Here is an 18,535-nt window from a genome sequence, read left to right on the forward strand (position 1 = left end):
GCTCAAGCCTCAGTTGTTCCAGTCTTCGTCTGCCCGATCGGCCGCCTTGTTGCGTTCGGCAGCGATCTTCAATGCGTGCTCGGCAGAGTCCCGATCAGGGTACGGCCCCATCCTCGTCAGCGAGGACGCGCCCTTTCCCTGCGTGACGGAACCGTCGGACACGTCGAAGTACCAGAGTCGATCTTCATCAGTCATATCCACAGTGTGACATCAGAGTGAGATAGAAGCTTGTAGATCGCTGTGAGACTGATATTCTTTCTACTTGGCCTGGCAGGTGAGAACCGGACATTCGAACGGTGAGTTCTGCTTGAATGCCCAACACAAGCTACGAACAGAAAATGGAGTGCGCATGTCCGCAATTCTTTACGATTACCTCCTCCCGCTCATGGGCCATGACGCGGCAACGTACTGGGCTACGCTGCTGGTCATCAAGCCTGTCTGACAGCTTTTCGAACAAAGAAGACCCCCACCGGATCGATGGGGGTCTTCTTTTTCTCACTGTGCAGATCGCGGGCGGACGAGTCGGCGTGTAAGCCGGATCCTGTCCTGCGGCACCGAAGTGCCGAGTGGCGACCATCCATCTGGGCACACCGTCGCCGGGTGCCTCGAGCGGTTCACCCGCAGGCTCGGGCGAGCAGCCCTCGAACACCTGCGCAGCCGCACCGCGAGCGATGCGACCTTCAACCTTGCTCCGGGCGGGGTTTACCTAGCCACCCCGGTCACCCGAGGTGCTGGTGCGCTCTTACCGCACCGTTTCACCCTTACCTGCCTCGAAAGGCAGGCGGTCTGTTTTCTGTGGCACTGTCCCGCGAGTTGCCTCGGGTTGCCGTTAACAACCGCCCTGCTCTGTGGAGTCCGGACTTTCCTCGGCCCCAGGCCTGTGCGCGGTACGCGCTGGTTCCAGAAGCCGCGGCCGCCCGGCCAACTCGTCCGCCCCCGTATGCTACCGGGCGCCTGTCGGCGGCCGGCACTATGGTCACCTTATGACTCGGTACGTGGCCCTGCTACGCGGTATCAACGTGGGCGGCATCAACATCAAGATGGTGGACCTCGCGAGAGTCTTCACCGACCTCGGATTCGAAGGCGTGAAAACCGTCCTGGCCTCCGGCAACGTGCTGTTCGACAGTCCGAGCACCGACATACTTTCACTGAAGAAGCAGATCGAATCCGCCCTGGCCCGTGAGTTCGGCTACGAGGCTTGGGTATTCGTCCTCGACATCCCGGCACTGCAGGCGATCGTGGACAACTATCCGTTCGAGCGCGAACGCGAAGGTTGGCACGCGTACGCGATGGTTGCCTCCGAGCCGGCAGTCCTCGAGGAATTAAGCGCTGCGGCAGCGCAACTCGATGCCTCGGTCGAACGGGTCGCGGCCGGCGACGGGGTCCTGTATTGGGAGGTCGAGAAGGGCCAGACTGTCAAGAGCGCGTTCGGCAAGAACACCGGCAAACCGAAGTTCAAGGCGTTCACGACAACCCGAAACCTGAACACGCTCTACAAACTGCTCAAATGACGCTCGCCCCGACGCGGAGCACAACCGCGTGACTCTTCTTCCCATCCTGCTCGTCGCCGCCGTACTCGTCTTTGCGATAGTGCGTCCACGCGGACTTCCCGAAATCATCGTTGCCGGCCCAGCAGCCGTGATCGTGCTTCTGACCGGTGTCGTCACTCTCGACGAAGCCCGCGAAGAACTGACGAGCATGGCGCCTACCGTCGTTTTCCTGGTGGCCGTGCTGGTTCTCGCTCACGCCGCGGACGCTCTCGGTGTCTTCCGCTGGGTCAGCCAGGTCCTGCAGCAACGATCCCTCGCCGATCCGCACCGGTTGCTGATCTATGTGTTCGGCGCCGCTGCCCTGACCACGGCGGTCCTGAGCCTCGACGCCACCGTCGTGCTGCTGACACCCGCGGTGATCGCGGCCGCACGATCCATCGGAGCAAGTCCCCGGCCGCATTCCTATGCCAGTGCGCACCTGTCGAATTCGGCGTCGACCCTGCTGCCGGTGTCCAACCTGACCAACCTCATCGCGTTTGCCGCAACAGGTTTGACGTTCTTGCACTTCACCGCGTTGATGGCGTTGCCGTGGGTCGTGACGATCGCTGTCGAATATCTGATCTTCCGACTGTTCTTCCGATCCGAACTCGTCCGCTCCGAAAACACAGAGCCACCGGCAAGTAAGAGTTCCTCGCCCGCGCCGATTCTGCCGCTGACGGTGATCGCTATGACGCTTCTCGGTTTCGCGGTTTCGGGTTTCTTCGAGATCGAACCCGCCTGGATCGCTGTGGTGGGTGCCGGTGTTCTGGGAGCGATCGCTCTGGCTCGGCACCGTACGACCGCCGCCAAGATGGTCTACGCTGCCGACCTCTGGTTCTGCGCGTTTGTCCTCGTTCTCGGAATCATCGTCGCCGGGGTCGCGAACGGGCCCGTGGGCGAATGGATTGCGCAGATCCTCCCCAATGACACCAGCTACGGTTCACTGCTCTTTGTCGCCGCGGTAGCGGCGGTCGCATCCAACCTCGTCAACAACCTGCCGGCAACGCTGCTGATGATCGCAGCGCTCGGAACGGGGGCACCTCCAGCTCTGGTGCTTGCGATGTTGATCGGCGTCAACCTCGGCCCCAACCTCACCTACGTCGGTTCTCTCGCGACGATGCTCTGGCGACGAGTTGCCACCAGCGCGGGCGCACCGCCCACGCTGGCGACGTTCACCCTCCTCGGGGTCATCACGACGCCGCTGACGCTGCTCGCCGCGGTGAGCGCCCTGTGGTTGGTGATCTGATCAGCGGCTGATGAGCCGTCTGGGCTTTCAGCGCAGGTGTGACGTGTCGTTGACCAACCGCACCGATGCTCCCCCGTCGGGATAGAACTCGGTGATGCTCAGCGACGCCAGATCCAGATGCAACCGGTAGAGCAACGACGGCCCGGCATCGAGAGCCAACTGCACCAAAGTCTTGATCGGGGTGACGTGAGACACGACCAACAGCGTTGCGCCGCCGTAGGTCGCGATCAGGTCGTCGCGCGCGGAGACGACTCGTTCTCGCACCTCGTCGAAGCTCTCGCCGCCCGGTGGACGCACCGAAGTGTCCGAGAGCCATTCGCGATGCAGCTCCGGGTCACGCTCGGCTGCCTCACGGAACGTGAGTCCGTCCCAGTCGCCGAAATCGGTTTCGATCAAACCCTTGTGCTCGATGACGGGTAGGCCGAGCACGCGGGCCGATGCCTCTGCCGTCTCGCGGGTTCGGCCGAGAGGTGAGCAGACGATGGCGTCGATACCGCCGCGGTTCCCGAAGCGTCCGGCAGCGCCGGCGGCCTGCGCTCGGCCCAGTTCCGTGAGCTCCGGATTGCCGCGACCGGAGTAGCGGCGATCGACCGACATCGCTGTCTGGCCGTGACGCAGCAACAACATTCGTGTGGGCTTGCCGGTGGTAGCGATCCATCCCGGCGAGCCGGCGATCTGCGGCTCCGACGTCTCTTCGGACGGGGCGGCCGGTGTAACAGGTGCGACTGGCGCGGACTCGATACCGGCAGCAGCGTCCATCGCCTCGTTGGCAAGACGATCGGCATGAGAATTCTCGGCGCGCGGAATCCATGTGTAGGTGACTCGTGAGAACTGCGTCGCCAACTCGGCCGCACGTCGCTGCAGCGGAATCATGTCCGGGTGCTTGACCTTCCAGCGCCCGGACATCTGCTCGACGACCAACTTCGAATCCATACGGACATCGACCGTCGACGCGCCGAGTTCACCGGCAGCGGTCAACCCGGCGATCAGTCCGCGGTACTCGGCGACGTTGTTGGTCGCGATTCCGATGCTTTCCTTGCGTTCGGCCAACACCGAGCGCGAGGCGTCGAACACCACAGCTCCGTAACCGGCCGGACCGGGATTGCCCCGCGATCCACCGTCGGCCTCGACGATGACCTGCGAGAGACTCACAGACCGGACTCCTTGGTACGCACCATGATTGCATTGCACTCAGGGCAACGAACGACGACGTCGGCCGGCGTCGCGGCGATTCGGGAGATCTCACCGCGGTCGATCTCGATCCGGCAAGCGCCGCATCGGCGGGCCTGCAGAAGTGCTGCGCCCGGTCCGCCCAGGGTGCGCTGCTTCTCGTACACCGCGAGGAAATCGGCGGGAAATTCGCCGACGAGTCGTTCACGATCGGCGGCGCAACGCTCCTGCGCCTTGTCCAGATCAGCGACGGCATCGTCGCGGCGACGCTTGGCGTCGATCAGTTCTTCTTCGGCCTGGGAGAGCTGGGCACCGGCGTGATCGTGATCAGCCTGCAACGCCTCACGCTGCTCCATCACTTCGAGCAACTCGTCTTCGAGGAGTCCTTGGCGCCGAACCAGGCTGCCGAGTTCGTGTTCGAGTTCGGTGAGCTGCTTCGCGCCGACCGACCCGCTCTGCAAGAGCGTGCGGTCACGATCCTCGCGCTGACGAACAGCGTCGACCTCGCCCTCGAGCTTGCGGATGTCGCGATCGATGTCGTCGATCTGGATCTCGACGGCTACGGACGCATCCTTGCGGCTGATTCGCTCGGCCTCGAGACGTTCGACTTCCTGCTGCTCGGGAAGCGCTCCGCGTCGGTGGGTGATCCGAGTGAGCTCAGCATCCACCCCGGCGAGGTCGAGAAGCTTGGATTGCACCTGTGGTTCGACGTTCACGCTGTATAACTCCTGCTGTAAGTCCGATGTCGGCAGTGCTCGCGAAGGACGGCTCTCGAAGAACTGCTCTTGAATTGTTCGTGCAACCGTACCTTGCACAGCCCTGCACTAATGCGCACTCAAACACCACGGATCGGTGCGAATTGTCGAAACCCGGCTTTCCCACCCCGAATTGTCGGCAAACGCGGCATCGACCACAGATTTCGCCTGCGCACACCAGGGGTATTCGCTCGCCCAGTGTGCGACGTCGACCAGTGCCGGGCCACCGGCGCGAAGATGCTCGTCCGCGGGATGATGCCGCAGGTCCGCAGTGACGTAGACGTCGGCGCCCAGTCCCGCCACCACGTCCAGATACGAGTCGCCGGAACCGCCGCAGACCGCCACCCTGCTAACGGTCGCGTCTGGATCTCCAGCGGCGCGAACACCCCACTCGGTCGAGGGCAGTGAGCGCGCCACTCGCGCAGTGAACTCCCGCAAAGTTTCGGGGTGCTCGAGCTCACCTACCCGACCCAGACCGAGCGAACTGGGGAACGCTGCAAGTTCGAAAACGTCGAAGGCCGGTTCCTCGTACGGGTGGGCAGTCCGCAGTGCGTCCAGCACCGCGCTTCGCTTTCCGCGCGGGGCAATCACTTCCACCCGATCCTCGCGAACCTGCTCCACAGCGCCGACAGTCCCGATCGTCGGATTCGCACCGTCGGCCGGAAGGAACTGACCCGTACCCGTGACGGTCCAACTGCACTGGCTGTAGTCACCTATCCGGCCCGCCCCCGCCTCGAAAAGTGCGTCCTGCACGACCGGCGCATTCTCCACCGGAACCATGACGACCCACTTGTCGAGCGGCTGCGTCGGCTTGGGTTCGATCGGGCGCAGCACGGTCAGGCCCAGAGCCTGCGCCAGAGCGTCGGATACTCCGGGGTCGGCGGAGTCCGCATTGGTGTGCGCCGAGAACAGCGCACACCCGGCCTTGATGAGCTTGTGGACCAACGCGCCCTTGGGGGTGTGAGCACCGACGGTATCCACCCCACGCAGCAGCAGCGGATGGTGAACAACGAGAAGGTCGGCGCCGGAGGCGATGGCGTCGTCGACCACGGCCTCGGTCGGGTCCACCGCGAAAACCACTCTCGTGACGGCGTCAGCAGGATCGCCGCAGACCAGGCCGACCGAATCCCACGATTCCGCCAGGGCAGGCGGATAGGCGGATTCCAGCACGGCTATGACGTCCGCAAGAGTTGGGCCGCTCACAAGATCTCCTTCATCGCTTCGATCAGAACCGAGACCTGCTCGGCTGGACGGACCGCCACACGCAACTGATCCGGCCCGAGCCCGGGAAAGGTGTCGCACCGGCGGACGGCGATACCGCGGGCACGCAGGTGCTCTCGCATCGCGGCACCGTCGCGGAGGTCGATGAGCACGAACGGCCCCGCCGCGGGTTCGTGCACGGCAATCCCGATCTCGGTCAGTCGCCGGGCCATGTCTCGGCGGTCTGCTGCAATCGCTTCGGCTTTGATCCTCGACTGCTCGACCGCGAACGGTTCGCAGCACGCCGTGATGGCTTCGATCTGCAGACTGCCCAGTGGCCAGTGCGCTCGGCCGTGCGCCAATCGAGCCAGAAGATCCGGAGAGCCGATCGCGTACCCACACCGCAATCCGGCGAGCGCCCACGTCTTGGTCAGGCTGCGAAGCACGAGTACATCCGCCGACTCGACACCCGCGACGCTCTCCGTTTCGCCGGGGACCGCGTCGCCGAAGGCTTCGTCCACCACCAGGATCCGGCCGGGCCGACGCAGTGCCAACACATCGGCCTCGGGGTGAAGCACGGACGTCGGATTGGTCGGATTACCCAGAACGACAAGGTCCACGGATTCCGGTACCTGCGCAGCCCGAAGCTCGAAAGGCGGCTCCAGAATTACCTGCGTCACCGGTACACCGGCCTCTCGCAGCGCCAGTTCCGGCTCGGTGAAGGACGGATGGATCAGTGCTGCCGAGCGAGAATTCAGGCGCGGCAACATCGCAAAACCCTCGGCACCGCCAGAGAGCAGCAAGACTTCTTCGGGTCGGCGCCCGTGCCGCTGCGCGACGGTTTCGCGGGCCTTCAGTTCCGCTGCAGCCGACGGGTACGAACCGAGCGTCGCCAGCCCTGCGGCCAGCCGATCCCGCAACCACTTCGGTGGGCCGGCGCCTTGAACGTTGACGGCAAAATCGAGCAACCCAGGCTCGGCTTCGACATCTCCGTGATGTCGCAAGCTCTCCAGGTCAACCGTTCCGGTACTCACCCGGCCAGCCTACGGTCGGGCACTGCGCGCGGACATCACCCCCGCCTTCCGGGACAATGAGAACCGTGACGACACCACCGCTCGACCGTTTTCCCGTAGTTCTGTTCGATCTGGACGGAACCATCACCGATTCCGCGCCCGGCATTCACGGCGGCTTCCGACATGCATTGGCCACCGTCGGCCGGCCGGAGCCGACGGAGGAGATGCTGGCATCGGTCATCGGCCCGCCGATGGTCGACACCTTCAGATCACTCGGCATGCCCCCGGCCGACGTCGACCGGGCGATCGCCGCGTACATCGAGCGATACGACGCGACCGGGTGGCAGGAGAATTCGGTGTACGAGGGCATGGACGTCGTCCTGGGCAAGGCTCGTGCGAACGGGACCCGGCTGGCCGTCGCCACCTCGAAGTCGGAACGGTTCGCCATTCGCATCCTCGAACATTTCGGCCTGGCCGAGCACTTCGAGTTCATCGGCGGGGCGAGCGACAACGGAACCCGCCGGGCAAAGCCGGATGTGATCGCGCACTCGCTGACCTCACTCGGGATCACTCCCGTCCTCGCCGCCGACGGCGGAACCCCCGACGTGCTCATGATCGGCGATCGTGACCACGACGTACTCGGCGCCGCGAAGTACGGCATTCCCACCGTCGTCGTCGAATGGGGCTACGGCTCTGCCGACGAAGCGCGGCAAGCTCATTGCTCCGTATCGTCGGCATCCGAACTGGGAGGACTACTCGATGGCCGCGCCTGAACCGCTCCATGTGACGTTTGTGTGCACCGGCAATATCTGCCGGTCACCGATGGCCGAGAAGATCTTGCTCGCGCATCTGGGCCGTGAAGGCCTCGCCGACCGGGTGCGTGTGAGCAGCGCCGGTACCGAGGGGTTTCACACCGGTAGCGAGGCCGACGAGCGGACCAACGTCGTGCTCCGCGCGGCCGGATATCCGACGGGCCACAGCGCCGCGCAGGTCAATGCAGATCATCTGGCGGCCGATCTGGTCGTCGCCCTCGACACCGGCCACGAACGTGAGCTTGCTCATCTCGGCGTGCCCACGGAGCGGCGGCGGCTACTGCGATCGTTCGACACCGAGGCCGACGGCGAATCTGTCCCAGACCCGTACTACGGGGATCAGGAGGACTTCGAACTGGTTCGAGACCAGATCGAAGCGGCCATTCCCGACATACTCGACTGGATCCGTGAGCGGGCCTGAACCAGTAGCAAAATTCACTCCCGTTCGGGCAACGGATACCGTGGACGTGTGCGAAGACTGAAATTCCTGTTGCGGCCCGGTTGGTTGGTACTGGCAGCTGTGGTCGGGCTCTTCGCCTACCTGTGCTTCACCGTGCTCGCTCCGTGGCAGCTCGGCAAGAACACCAAGACCGAGCATCGCAATGATCTGATCTCGAACTCGATCAACGCGGAAACCGTGCCGATCGGTGATGTCATCTCCGATTCGACGATCGCACCGGACGACGAATGGCGAAACATCACCGCGGCAGGTGCCTATCTGCCGGACGCCGACATTCTCGTCCGCCTGCAGTCCATCGAGGGCGCGCCTTCGTACGAGATCCTGACGCCTTTCCGCCTGGACGACGGTCGCACGATCCTCGTCAATCGCGGATACGTTCGGCCGATCAACGGCGCCGAGGCACCGCCCATCGCTGCGCCGCCGACCGATCCGGTGACGCTCAACGGCCGCGTGCGCCTCTCGGAAGGCACTGCGCCCGGCAGAGTTCCGATGTTCGAGGACGGCGCGAAGCAGGTCTACTCCATCGACGCACAACCCATCGGCGAGTTCATCGGAACGGACCTGATCGACGCGTACATCCAGCTCGAACCCGACCAGCCCGGCGGTCTCGGCACGATTCCGCTCCCCCAACTCGACGCGGGCCCCTACCTCTCGTACGGGTTCCAATGGTTGGCTTTCGGCATCATGGCGCCGCTCGGACTGGCCTACTTCATTCGCGCGGAGTGGCGCGAACGTCGCAAGGAGAAGGCAGCTCAAGCAGCTGTCGAGGGCTTTGCGACCGACGACGCCGCTGCCGAGAAGACCCCAGAGGCAACGGCGTCCGCGCCTGCCGCACCCCCCGCTGAACCGGCTCGTACCTTCACCCGCCCTAAGAAGCCGGAACCGGAGTCAGTGCCGCTGACGGCGCAGGAAGCCAAACTTGCCGATCGATACGGCAATACCCGCTGAAATACCCGCTGCCACCACTGCTGCACTGATCTGCACCGCCGACGAAAGCCTCGACGCGCGGCGCAGATCGTTCGGCGCAGGCGCAGGCCCACCGCCGAGGACAGGCCGCATCTCCACGCCGTGCGCGTACTCGGTCCGGCCTCCCAGCGAAATGCCCAATGCCCCTGCCGCCGACGCTTCCGCGACGCCCGCATTGGGGCTTGGATGAGCCGCTGCGTCGCGTTTCCACGCTGTCAGTGATTCCCGCACCGAGCCGCCCACCACCGGTGCACACGCGGCCGTCAGCGCGCCTGTGAGCCGAGCGGGGACGATGTTGACCAAGTCGTCGAACCTCGCCGCGGCCCACCCGAATCTGAGGTATTTCTCCGAGCGGTAACCGATCATCGCGTCGAGTGTGTTGGCGGCGCGGTAGGCGAACAGCCCCGGTACACCCGCAATTGCGCCCCAGAACAATGCGCCGACGCTCGCATCGGACGTGTTCTCGGCGACCGACTCCAGTGCAGCTCGTGTGAGGCCCTCTTCGCCCAACACCGAGGGATCACGTCCACACAGTGAAGGAAGAAGCGCACGCGGTTCCGTCAGGTCGCCATCGACGCGTGAGGCCTCCAACCGCGCGGCCATGTCGTTGCCGGTGCGTGCAAGCGACGTTCCGCCCAGCACGGCCCAGGTGGCTACCGCCGTCGTACCCGTCACGGTCACCCAACCTGCCCGGCGCGACACTGTTTCGGCCGCGAGGCCGAGCCCCGCGGTACCTGACACGAGCACAGCGACATGAACTGTTCCGGCCATCCTCGAGTCTCGGTAGGAAATCTTCTGCAGCGCGATAGCTGCGGTACCGAAGCCGGCAACCGGATGGAACCGCCCCGGATCGGCGAACACCCGATCCGCAGCGAAGCCGAGGAGAAGGCCGGCGGCTCGCGCACTGAATCGAGATTGGGACGAACGAACCGAAATTTGCACGAGCGTAGTTGTAGCAGCGACGCTCGTCCTCTGGCCAACCGTCACGTGTCTGACCGAGCTGATCTCTACCCGTCCCAGTCGATCGTCAGATAGATCAAGCGGTGCATTCGATTGATTTCCCAGACACGGGCAATCCCGGTGGCCAGTGCGTCATCTAGGGAGCGAACTCGGATCGTCTGCCCCGGGAACAACGCAACACTCAGACTGGGCATCTCGGCGATATGTATGTGCGGACGGGTGGGATGCACGCGCGTCGGGTCGACGGCTACTTCGATCACAGAACTGGACATGCGTCCAGAGTGTCGTATCGCGGGACATTTGTTGCCGGAAATGAAAAACCCCGACCTGCATATACATGCAGATCGACGAACATCGCCGGATAACAGATGTCCACCCAGGCAGTGACGTCGAACTGTTGCGGTCGACGGCATTTCTAAAGTTCGCATACACCTGCTCGTAAACGGTTGCTTCGATCTCGCGAGGTCCGGAAGGCAGGGGAAGAACGGCCGGATCGCGCAATTTGGAGTAGTTATCAATTACGTACGGTCCGTCTGGTTTGATATCTGAATACTCGCCAGGTAACGCGCGAGCAAACAGACTGAAGGAATGCGCAATGACACAGCCGCCGCAGGATCCGAACCAGCCTTACGGCCAGGATCCCAATCAGCCCTACGGCCAGCAGCAGCCGCAGCAACCCTATGGACAGCCTCAGCCGGGACAGTACGGTCCGCCTCCTGGCGGCTACCAGCCGTCACAGCAGCCCGAGCCAGTCAAGAAGAAGACGAAGAAGTGGCCGTGGGTCGTAGGGGTCATTGTCGTAATCGGAATCATTGCCGCGCTTGCCGGTGGCGAGAAAGAGGAGGAGAAGGCGGACGCAGCGTCAACTGCATCGAGCGCCACTAGTCAGCCTGTCGCCGCCGTAGACGTCACCACCCCCGTGGAGGTTCCCGCACAGGCGCCGGCTCCCACCACTACGGCCGCACCGGCCGCACCACAGATCAGCGCTAGCCAGAAGAACGCCGCCCGATCTGCAAAGCGATACCTCGACATGACCGCCTTCTCGCGCAGCGGCCTGATCGAACAACTGGAATTCGAAGGCTTCTCGACTGACGATGCGACGTATGCAGTGGATAGTCTGGATGCGGACTGGAATAAGCAGGCCGCGCTGAGCGCCAAGAAGTACCTCGAAATGACGTCTTTCTCCAAGTCCGGCTTGATTGAACAGTTGGAGTTCGAAGGCTATACACCTGAGCAGGCAGAGTACGGCGCAAACGCAGCGTACTGAGCCACTCGAACCAACCTTTCTAAACGACGAAAGCCCCCACTTCACGGTGGGGGCTTTTGTTGTGCACGTCCTCGGCGATCGACCACTTCGCCGTCGCGCGAAGAGTGAAGACGAAACTGTGTGACGTCCACACACACAGGTCAACCACTCCCTGCCTGCAACCGCTATCGGGATCTCGCCTGTTTTCGTGTAGTCGGCATCTTCCTGCCGATCTCACCCGCGCCAGCGCTCGAGATATGCATCGGGTCGGTTCGATCGCCATCATCTTGCCTATTGCGCTAACGACCAGCGTTGGGGCGATCGACTTGGGCGACTCGCCGCACAGCCAAGGGCCACAAGGGGCGCACCGTCCCGAACCCAGAGTTCCTGTGCGTTACCTCGCTCGGCAGAGCGAAGGGGAAATGGGGCACGAATGCCTTCTGCTCCCTTGACGAGGATGGCGGGTACCTCGGTCGGCCGTACACGTCGAGCGGATGGGTTCGACAAGGCTGTCACTGCCGCCAAAGATCCCTCCCGTCACTCCGCATGAACTGAGACACGATTCAGACTCGCTAGCAGTGAGCGGCGGTGCGAACGTCAAGGCCATTCAGAATATGCTCGGAGATGCATCCGCGGCGATGACACTCGATGTCTACGCCGATCTGTTTGACGATGATCTTGAGGTCGTTGCGACCGCACTCGACGAGGCGCGGGAGCGAGCTGGTGTGGGCAGAATGTGGGCAAAAGGTGAAGTCAGATCGCAGACCAGGCATAGAAAAAGCCCTGACCTGCACTTGAATGCAAATCAGGGCTCGTTCCTTCGGTGGGCGCGGAGGGTTTCGAACCCCCGACCGCTGGTGTGTAAAACCAGAGCTCTACCACTGAGCTACACGCCCGAACTCCCGGTGAGACCCTCACCGGGAGTGCTCTAAGACTCTAGCGCGGCAAGCGCGTTTGCCCAAAGTCCGTGGTCACGAGCTTCGCCGGGGCCGTTCATCTCGGCAAAACGAATGATTCCGTCTTTGTCGATGACAAAAGTGCCGCGATTCGCGAAGCCCAACTTGTCGTTGAACACCCCGTACTTCTGAGCGACTTCACCGTGCGGCCAGAAGTCCGACAGCAAGGGAAAGGTGTATCCCTGCTCTGCCGACCAGATCTTGTGGGTCGGCGAAGCACCGACAGAAATCGCAAGAATGGCAGTGTCGTCGTTCTCGAACTTCGGAAGCTCGTCACGGACCTTGCAGAGTTCGCCCTGACACGTCCCGGTAAAGGCCAACGGATAGAAGACCAGCAGAACATTCTTCTTACCGCGGAAATCCGCGAGCGACACTTCCTGGTTGTTCTGGTCCTTCAAGGTGAAATCCGGTGCCTGGGCACCAACATCGAGAGGCATGTGCGATTCCTTGGGAAAGTGCGGAAAAGGACCGGGTCAGCGCTTGTTGGCCGGACGGGCCTTCGGCTGAACCAATCGACTTCCCGACCAGTCACCGAGGTTGGCAGCCGATGTCTGGGTCAGGCCGGCAGTCGGCGCCGATTCGGCGATCTCGCTGGGCTCGACGTGACCGTCGAAACCGGTCTTCGGGGTGAGGACCCACACAAAGCCTTCGTCGGCGAGCGGCCCGATGGCATCCATCAGGGCATCCACCAGGTCACCGTCCCCGTCACGCCACCACAGCAGCACGACGTCGATGACCTCGTCAGAATCCTCGTCGAGCATTTCCCCGCCGATGGTTTCCTCAACCGCGGCACGAATGCCGTCGTCGGTATCCTCATCCCAGCCCAGTTCCTGCACCACCATGTCAGTGGTAATCCCGAGTTTCTGAGCGTAGTTCTGGGCATCCGCCGCGGCGACCACGGTGGGGTCCTCCTTTTGTTGATGGTGTGTGGCGACCCCGCACACCTACCGTTTGACGATCAATTAGGGAAAGCGAACATGGTCTGAGGCGTTAGCGCAAGCCGACCACGCCGAAAACTTTCCTCAAAGATCGTCTTCTGACTCACGCCGAACCATACGCCTGCGGATTACCGCAGGTCACAGGGATCCACATTCTTCGAAGATCGACTTGCGAATCGAATTGCTCGCATCGCTGATCGAATTGATTTCACCCGCCGAATGATCACTCTCGATCACGGCAGCAGACGAACGTAGGTTCGCGGCCAATTCGTCGAACAGTCCGGAAAGTTCCGCTGGGAGTTCACCCGAGACCGAGTCGAACCACGAAGCCGTCTCCCGTGCAGACGAAGCAGCAGTCCTTGCTTCGGCCCTCAGGTCCGTCGCGCCTTGATTTCCGGCGTCGACGTAAGCGTTGAACGCGACCACGTCGTTTTTCGATCGAGAGACCGCTTCCTCGCAGATCGTGAAGGCTGCTTCGGCAGCATCTGCCGCCGCTTTCGACGAAGACGCCGCGGCCACCGAAATACTCACCTCGGATTGGTATGCAGCGGCTTGCGATTCATTCGGAACTGCCGATCCGGTCACCGCCGCGGAGCACCCCACGATCACCGACAGCCCCGCTGCGATCGACCCGATCGCGACCCACGCCCCAACTCGGCCGTAATTGATTTCTTTGTTTATTTTTCCCCACCCCTTCATACGTTCCGATCCATCCCCCAAGCCTGTGACTACGGGGAACCATCGCGCCCCTGCGTCACGCCCAAAAACGCTACCCGAGAGTAACCAGAGGCGAGGTGTGCCGGACCGACCGGGATGGTGAAAGATGAGGTACGCGCCATATTCACGATGGAAGTGCGTCGGACCTAACAAGGCCTCGATCACCTATGTAAGGACGCCCCACCACGCGTCCCCAAACCAATGAGGAGCACACGTTGTCTGACCTGATCCAGGGTCCCGCGTCCGGGCAGAACGCCGATTCCGGCGCCGCCGGCGAGTCGGGTCCGCCTGCATCGAATACGCCGGGGGGAACCGACGGTCGCGTTCGCGTCATTCGCGAGGGTGTTGCGTCGTACCTGCCGGACATCGATCCGGACGAGACCACCGAATGGCTCGAATCATTCGACGGACTTCTGGATCGATCCGGGCCCACACGTGCCCGCTACCTCATGCTCCGCATGCTCGAACGCGCCGGCGAGAAGCACGTCGCACTCCCCGCGCTCACCTCGACCGACTACGTCAACACGATCCCGACCGAGAACGAGCCGTGGTTCCCCGGCGACGAAGAGGTCGAACGTCGCTACCGCGCCTGGATTCGTTGGAACGCCGCGATCATGGTCCACCGCGCCCAGCGGCCGGGCGTCGGCGTCGGCGGACACATCTCGACCTACGCATCGTCGGCAGCGTTGTACGAGGTCGGTTTCAACCACTTCTTCCGCGGCAAGGACCACCCGGGCGGCGGCGACCACATCTTCATCCAGGGTCACGCCTCCCCCGGCATCTACGCGCGTGCCTTCCTCGAGGGTCGCATCCCCGCGGAACAGCTCGACGGATTCCGCCAGGAGAAGTCGCACGCAGACTTCGGCGGCGCACTGCCGTCCTACCCGCACCCACGGCTGCTTCCCGACTTCTGGGAGTTCCCGACGGTCTCGATGGGTCTCGGCCCGATGAATGCCATTTACCAGGCCCGGTTCAACCACTACCTGAACGACCGAGGCATCAAGGACACCACCGATCAGCATGTGTGGGCATTCCTCGGCGACGGCGAAATGGACGAGCCCGAGTCACGCGGCTTGGCTCACGTCGCAGCAACCGAAGGCCTCGACAATCTGACGTTCGTCGTGAACTGCAACCTCCAACGCCTCGACGGTCCGGTCCGCGGTAACGGAAAGATCATCCAAGAACTGGAATCGTTCTTCCGCGGTGCCGGCTGGAACGTCATCAAGGTCGTCTGGGGTCGCGAGTGGGATGCGCTGCTGCATGCCGACCGCGACGGCGCACTCGTCAACCTGATGAACGTGACGCCGGACGGCGACTACCAGACGTACAAGGCCAACGACGGCGCGTTCGTGCGCGATCACTTCTTCGGACGTGACCCCCGTACCAAGGAACTGGTCAAGGACCTCACCGACCAGGAGATCTGGAACCTTAAGCGCGGTGGCCACGACTACCGCAAGGTCCACGCCGCCTACGCGGCCGCCATGGCACACAAGGGCCAGCCGACGGTCATCCTCGCCCACACGATCAAGGGCTACACCCTCGGTAAGCACTTCGAGGGCCGCAACGCCACGCACCAGATGAAGAAGCTCACGCTGGACGATCTCAAGGCGTTCCGCGACATGCAGCACATCCCGATCTCGGATGCCGAGCTCGAGAAGGATCCGTACCTGCCTCCGTACTACCACCCGGGCGCCGACGCACCCGAGATCAAGTACATGCTCGACCGTCGTAAAGCACTGGGCGGGTTCCTGCCGTCGCGCAACACCGACGCGGCGCCGCTCAAGCTGCCCGAGGACAAGACGTACGACGTCATCCGCAAGGGTTCGGGCAAGCAGGAAGTCGCCACCACCATGGCGATCGTGCGCATCCTCAAGGAACTGTTGCGCGACAAGGAGATCGGCAAGCGCATAGTGCCGATCATTCCGGACGAGGCTCGCACGTTCGGTATGGACTCGTGGTTCCCGTCGCTGAAGATCTACAACCGCAACGGACAGCTCTACACGTCCGTCGACGCCGAACTCATGCTCGCCTACAAGGAGAGCCCGATCGGTCAGATCCTGCACGAGGGCATCAACGAGGCCGGTTCGACGGCTTCGTTCACCGCAGTCGGCACGTCGTACGCCACCCACGGTGAACCGATGATTCCGCTGTACATCTTCTACTCGATGTTCGGTTTCCAGCGCACCGGCGACGGCCTCTGGGCGGCTGCCGACCAGATGGCTCGCGGATTCGTTCTCGGCGCGACCGCCGGTCGAACCACCCTGACCGGTGAAGGCCTCCAGCACGCCGACGGACACTCCCTGCTCCTGGCATCCACCAACCCCGCCGCTGTCACGTACGACGCCGCGTTCTCGTACGAGTTGGCGCACATCGTCAAGGACGGCTTGCGCCGCATGTACGGCGGAACTGAGGGCGTCGACGGCTTCGGTGGCGAGAACATCTTCTACTACCTCACCATCTACAACGAGCCGTACGTTCAGCCGGCCGAGCCCGAAGGTCTCGACGTCGAGGGCTTGCTCAAGGGCATCTACCTCTACAAGACTTCCGAGGCCGCCGGCCCGAAGGCACAGATCCTGGTATCCGGTGTCGCGATGCCCGAGGGGCTGCGGGCGCAGAAGTTGCTCGCCGACGAGTGGGGCGTCTCGGCAGACGTCTGGTCGGTCACGTCCTGGGGTGAGCTGCGCCGCGAAGGCGTCGAATGCGAACGTCAGGCGCTGCTCAATCCGTCCGAGGATGCTCCGGTTCCCTTCGTCACCACGGCGTTGTCCTCGGCTCAGGGTCCTGTCGTCGCGGCTTCGGACTGGATGCGTGCGGTCTCGGATCAGATCCGTCAGTGGGTTCCGGGCGACTACACCACGCTCGGCACGGACGGGTTCGGTTTCTCCGACACTCGCACCGCGGCTCGTCGCTACTTCAACGTCGATGCCGAATCCATCGTCGTTGCCGTCCTGATCGGTTTGGCGAAGGAAGGATCGATCGAGCGATCCAAGGCCGTCGAAGCAGCGAGCCGTTACCGCATCGACGACGTGAATGCTGCGCCCGAGCAGACCGGGGACACCGGTAGCGCGTAACTCAGAGCGCTCGAAAACAGACCTACGCCCATCGCCGCGGGTGTCATCTCGACATCCGCTGCGGCGATGGGCGTAGGTTTTTCTCATGCCCGAACCTGATCCCGAGAAACCCGAAGAGGGTGTGCGCCGCACCCGACCACAGTCGTCCGGGTTGCAGGCTGTTCTCGCCCGCCGTCGTCAGGTTCGCGATCCACTCCCCGAGGCCTTGCTCCGCCGCGTCAAACAGTTCTCCGGTCGGCTCTCCACCGAGGCTGTGACCGTGATGGAGGAGCAGCTTCCCTTCTTCGACAGTCTCGACGCTTCGCAGCGCGCCGACGTTCAACTCTTGGTGCAGACGTCGGTGGTGAACTTCCTCGAATGGCTGCGGCAACTCGACTCGGAGATCAGCTTCGGATACGAGTCTTTTCCGGTCATCCCTCAGGATCTTGCTCGACAACTCACGCTCCGCCAGACCGTCGACATGGTCCGGGTGGCGATGGAGTTCTTCGAGAAATGGCTACCGGCTCTGGCCCGCAACGATCAGCAGCTGATCGCGCTGACGGAGGCCGTCCTGCGCTACGGACGTGAACTCGGCTTCGCAGCGGCGACGGTCTACGCAAGCGCGGCCGAATCTCGTGGAGCCCTGGACACGCGACTGGAAGCGCTCGTCGTCGACGCCGTCGTGCAGGGAGACACCGGGTCGGACATGCTCTCCCGCGCCGCCACCTTGAACTGGGATGCCACTGCCCCGGCCACCGTCATCGTCGGGTCTCCCCCGCCGGACGAGCGGGTCTCGGTTGCCGGCACCGTCCACGCGACTGCCGCCGCGCACGGGCGCGCTGTTCTTGCCGTGGTGCAGGGTCCGCGGCTGGTGATGATCGTCAGCGGCGAGCTGAGCAGCAAGACGGAAGGCAGCCAGTTCCTTCAAGACCTGCTCATGAGTTTCGCCGACGAGCCGGTGGTGATCGGCCCGACAACGCCGTCGTTGAGCGCAGCGCACTTCAGTGCGTCCGAAGCTCTCGCGGGAATCAAAGCCGTTGCCGGATGGCGCGGCGCACCTCGTCCGGTTTTCGCGACTGAACTGCTCCCGGAACGGGCACTACTGGGAGACGCCGCTGCCGTAAAGGCTCTTCGCGATTTCCTGGTCGCACCTTTAGCTGAATCCGGCACAGTCTTGACCGATACTTTAGACAGTTATCTCGACTGTGGAGGTGCGGTTGAGACTTGTGCACGTCTTCTGTTTGTTCATCCAAATACCGTTCGGTACCGCTTGAAGCGAATCGCGGAAGTTACCGGCCGGGATCCTACGAATCCACGCGACGCATACGTACTACGGATCGCCGCTACCGTGGGCCGATTGACACAAATCGATCTCAAATCGAACAATTCGGTTACTTCAGTCACATCTTTAACATCCGGACTAACAAACCTGTAACCCCCGAGCGTCCAATTTCGATGGCCGAGCGCGACGTGGGATTTTGTGGGAACCCTACAAAACACTTCGCCAGAGTTCATCG

General features: G+C 63.1%; 18 protein-coding genes, 1 tRNA gene and 1 other RNA gene. 8 read left to right on the top strand and 12 right to left on the bottom strand.

Annotated features, from left to right (window positions below):
* Positions 1–9 precede the first annotated feature (9 nt).
* Both ACWF6P_RS20960 and rnpB read right to left on the bottom strand, forming a co-directional pair.
* Positions 10–195, bottom strand: a complete 186-nt coding sequence (locus ACWF6P_RS20960) for a hypothetical protein (protein WP_007735457.1) — start codon at positions 193–195, stop codon at positions 10–12.
* Positions 196–514: 319 nt separating this feature from the next.
* An RNA gene (gene rnpB / locus ACWF6P_RS20965) (RNase P RNA component class A) lies at positions 515–929 on the bottom strand.
* 54 nt (positions 930–983) lie between these two features.
* Here rnpB and ACWF6P_RS20970 point away from each other — a divergent pair.
* Positions 984–1,511 (top strand): DUF1697 domain-containing protein, encoded by a 528-nt coding sequence (locus ACWF6P_RS20970; RefSeq protein WP_452622322.1) that lies wholly within the window; start codon positions 984–986, stop codon positions 1,509–1,511.
* A 28-nt stretch (positions 1,512–1,539) separates the two neighbouring features.
* Positions 1,540–2,775: an SLC13 family permease gene (locus ACWF6P_RS20975; RefSeq protein ID WP_452622323.1), complete on the top strand. Its 1,236-nt coding sequence runs from the start codon at positions 1,540–1,542 to the stop codon at positions 2,773–2,775.
* A gap of 27 nt (positions 2,776–2,802) precedes the next feature.
* On the opposite strand, the gene ACWF6P_RS20980 is transcribed toward ACWF6P_RS20975, so the two are convergent.
* The 4 genes from ACWF6P_RS20980 to cobC form a co-directional block, all read right to left on the bottom strand.
* Positions 2,803–3,927, bottom strand: coding sequence for a bifunctional RNase H/acid phosphatase (locus tag ACWF6P_RS20980; protein WP_452622324.1), 1,125 nt, complete (start codon positions 3,925–3,927; stop codon positions 2,803–2,805).
* The gene (locus ACWF6P_RS20985; protein WP_019748955.1) at positions 3,924–4,661 is read right to left on the bottom strand and encodes a zinc ribbon domain-containing protein; all 738 of its coding nucleotides are present in this window, start codon (positions 4,659–4,661) and stop codon (positions 3,924–3,926) included. Before ACWF6P_RS20985 ends, ACWF6P_RS20980 begins: the two co-directional genes overlap by 4 nt.
* Before the next feature lie 108 nt (positions 4,662–4,769).
* Positions 4,770–5,903 (bottom strand): Nif3-like dinuclear metal center hexameric protein, encoded by a 1,134-nt coding sequence (locus tag ACWF6P_RS20990; protein ID WP_452622325.1) that lies wholly within the window; start codon positions 5,901–5,903, stop codon positions 4,770–4,772.
* Positions 5,900–6,934 carry an Rv2231c family pyridoxal phosphate-dependent protein CobC gene (gene cobC / locus ACWF6P_RS20995; RefSeq protein ID WP_452622326.1) on the bottom strand — a complete coding sequence of 345 codons (1,035 nt, stop codon included), beginning with the start codon at positions 6,932–6,934 and terminating at the stop codon, positions 5,900–5,902. Before cobC ends, ACWF6P_RS20990 begins: the two co-directional genes overlap by 4 nt.
* Before the next feature lie 56 nt (positions 6,935–6,990).
* On the opposite strand from cobC, the gene ACWF6P_RS21000 reads away from it, so the two are divergent.
* The 3 genes from ACWF6P_RS21000 to ACWF6P_RS21010 are packed head-to-tail and all read left to right on the top strand — an operon-like array spanning position 6,991 to position 9,133.
* On the top strand, positions 6,991–7,686 hold the full coding sequence (locus ACWF6P_RS21000; RefSeq protein WP_452622327.1) for an HAD-IA family hydrolase: 696 nt from the start codon (positions 6,991–6,993) through the stop codon (positions 7,684–7,686).
* Positions 7,673–8,146 carry a low molecular weight protein-tyrosine-phosphatase gene (locus tag ACWF6P_RS21005; RefSeq protein WP_452622328.1) on the top strand — a complete coding sequence of 158 codons (474 nt, stop codon included), beginning with the start codon at positions 7,673–7,675 and terminating at the stop codon, positions 8,144–8,146. The genes ACWF6P_RS21000 and ACWF6P_RS21005 overlap by 14 nt, the downstream gene beginning before the upstream one ends.
* Before the next feature lie 48 nt (positions 8,147–8,194).
* Positions 8,195–9,133, top strand: a complete 939-nt coding sequence (locus ACWF6P_RS21010) for an SURF1 family cytochrome oxidase biogenesis protein (RefSeq protein ID WP_452622329.1) — start codon at positions 8,195–8,197, stop codon at positions 9,131–9,133.
* Here the strand turns inward: ACWF6P_RS21010 and ACWF6P_RS21015 are convergent.
* Both ACWF6P_RS21015 and ACWF6P_RS21020 read right to left on the bottom strand, forming a co-directional pair.
* Positions 9,074–10,093, bottom strand: a complete 1,020-nt coding sequence (locus ACWF6P_RS21015) for a cobalamin biosynthesis protein (RefSeq protein ID WP_452622330.1) — start codon at positions 10,091–10,093, stop codon at positions 9,074–9,076. The genes ACWF6P_RS21010 and ACWF6P_RS21015 overlap by 60 nt on opposite strands.
* A 65-nt stretch (positions 10,094–10,158) precedes the next feature.
* Positions 10,159–10,383, bottom strand: coding sequence for a hypothetical protein (locus ACWF6P_RS21020; protein ID WP_452622331.1), 225 nt, complete (start codon positions 10,381–10,383; stop codon positions 10,159–10,161).
* A gap of 323 nt (positions 10,384–10,706) precedes the next feature.
* Here ACWF6P_RS21020 and ACWF6P_RS21025 point away from each other — a divergent pair, with 323 nt between their 5' ends.
* Complete coding sequence (locus tag ACWF6P_RS21025; RefSeq protein WP_452622332.1) at positions 10,707–11,378, top strand: Ltp family lipoprotein; 672 nt, start codon at positions 10,707–10,709, stop codon at positions 11,376–11,378.
* 803 nt (positions 11,379–12,181) lie between these two features.
* Here ACWF6P_RS21025 and ACWF6P_RS21030 read toward each other — a convergent pair.
* The 4 genes from ACWF6P_RS21030 to ACWF6P_RS21045 form a co-directional block, all read right to left on the bottom strand.
* Positions 12,182–12,253, bottom strand: a tRNA-Val gene (locus tag ACWF6P_RS21030).
* 32 nt (positions 12,254–12,285) lie between these two features.
* A complete protein-coding gene (locus ACWF6P_RS21035) occupies positions 12,286–12,750 on the bottom strand; it encodes a peroxiredoxin (protein ID WP_317554954.1) in 465 nt (154 codons plus the stop codon).
* A 36-nt stretch (positions 12,751–12,786) separates the two neighbouring features.
* Positions 12,787–13,212, bottom strand: a complete 426-nt coding sequence (locus ACWF6P_RS21040) for a DUF3052 domain-containing protein (RefSeq protein WP_452622333.1) — start codon at positions 13,210–13,212, stop codon at positions 12,787–12,789.
* A 177-nt stretch (positions 13,213–13,389) separates the two neighbouring features.
* Complete coding sequence (locus tag ACWF6P_RS21045; RefSeq protein ID WP_452622334.1) at positions 13,390–13,950, bottom strand: hypothetical protein; 561 nt, start codon at positions 13,948–13,950, stop codon at positions 13,390–13,392.
* A 233-nt stretch (positions 13,951–14,183) separates the two neighbouring features.
* Between ACWF6P_RS21045 and aceE the strand changes: the two genes are divergently transcribed.
* Together aceE and ACWF6P_RS21055 are read left to right on the top strand one after the other, a co-directional pair.
* The gene (gene aceE, locus ACWF6P_RS21050; protein ID WP_317826242.1) at positions 14,184–17,039 is read left to right on the top strand and encodes a pyruvate dehydrogenase (acetyl-transferring), homodimeric type; all 2,856 of its coding nucleotides are present in this window, start codon (positions 14,184–14,186) and stop codon (positions 17,037–17,039) included.
* Positions 17,040–17,124: 85 nt separating this feature from the next.
* Entirely contained in the window at positions 17,125–18,453 is a 1,329-nt protein-coding gene (locus tag ACWF6P_RS21055) for a PucR family transcriptional regulator (protein WP_452622335.1), read from the top strand.
* Positions 18,454–18,535 lie beyond the last annotated feature (82 nt).

It is taken from the genome of Rhodococcus sp. NPDC055024 (assembly GCF_053608585.1).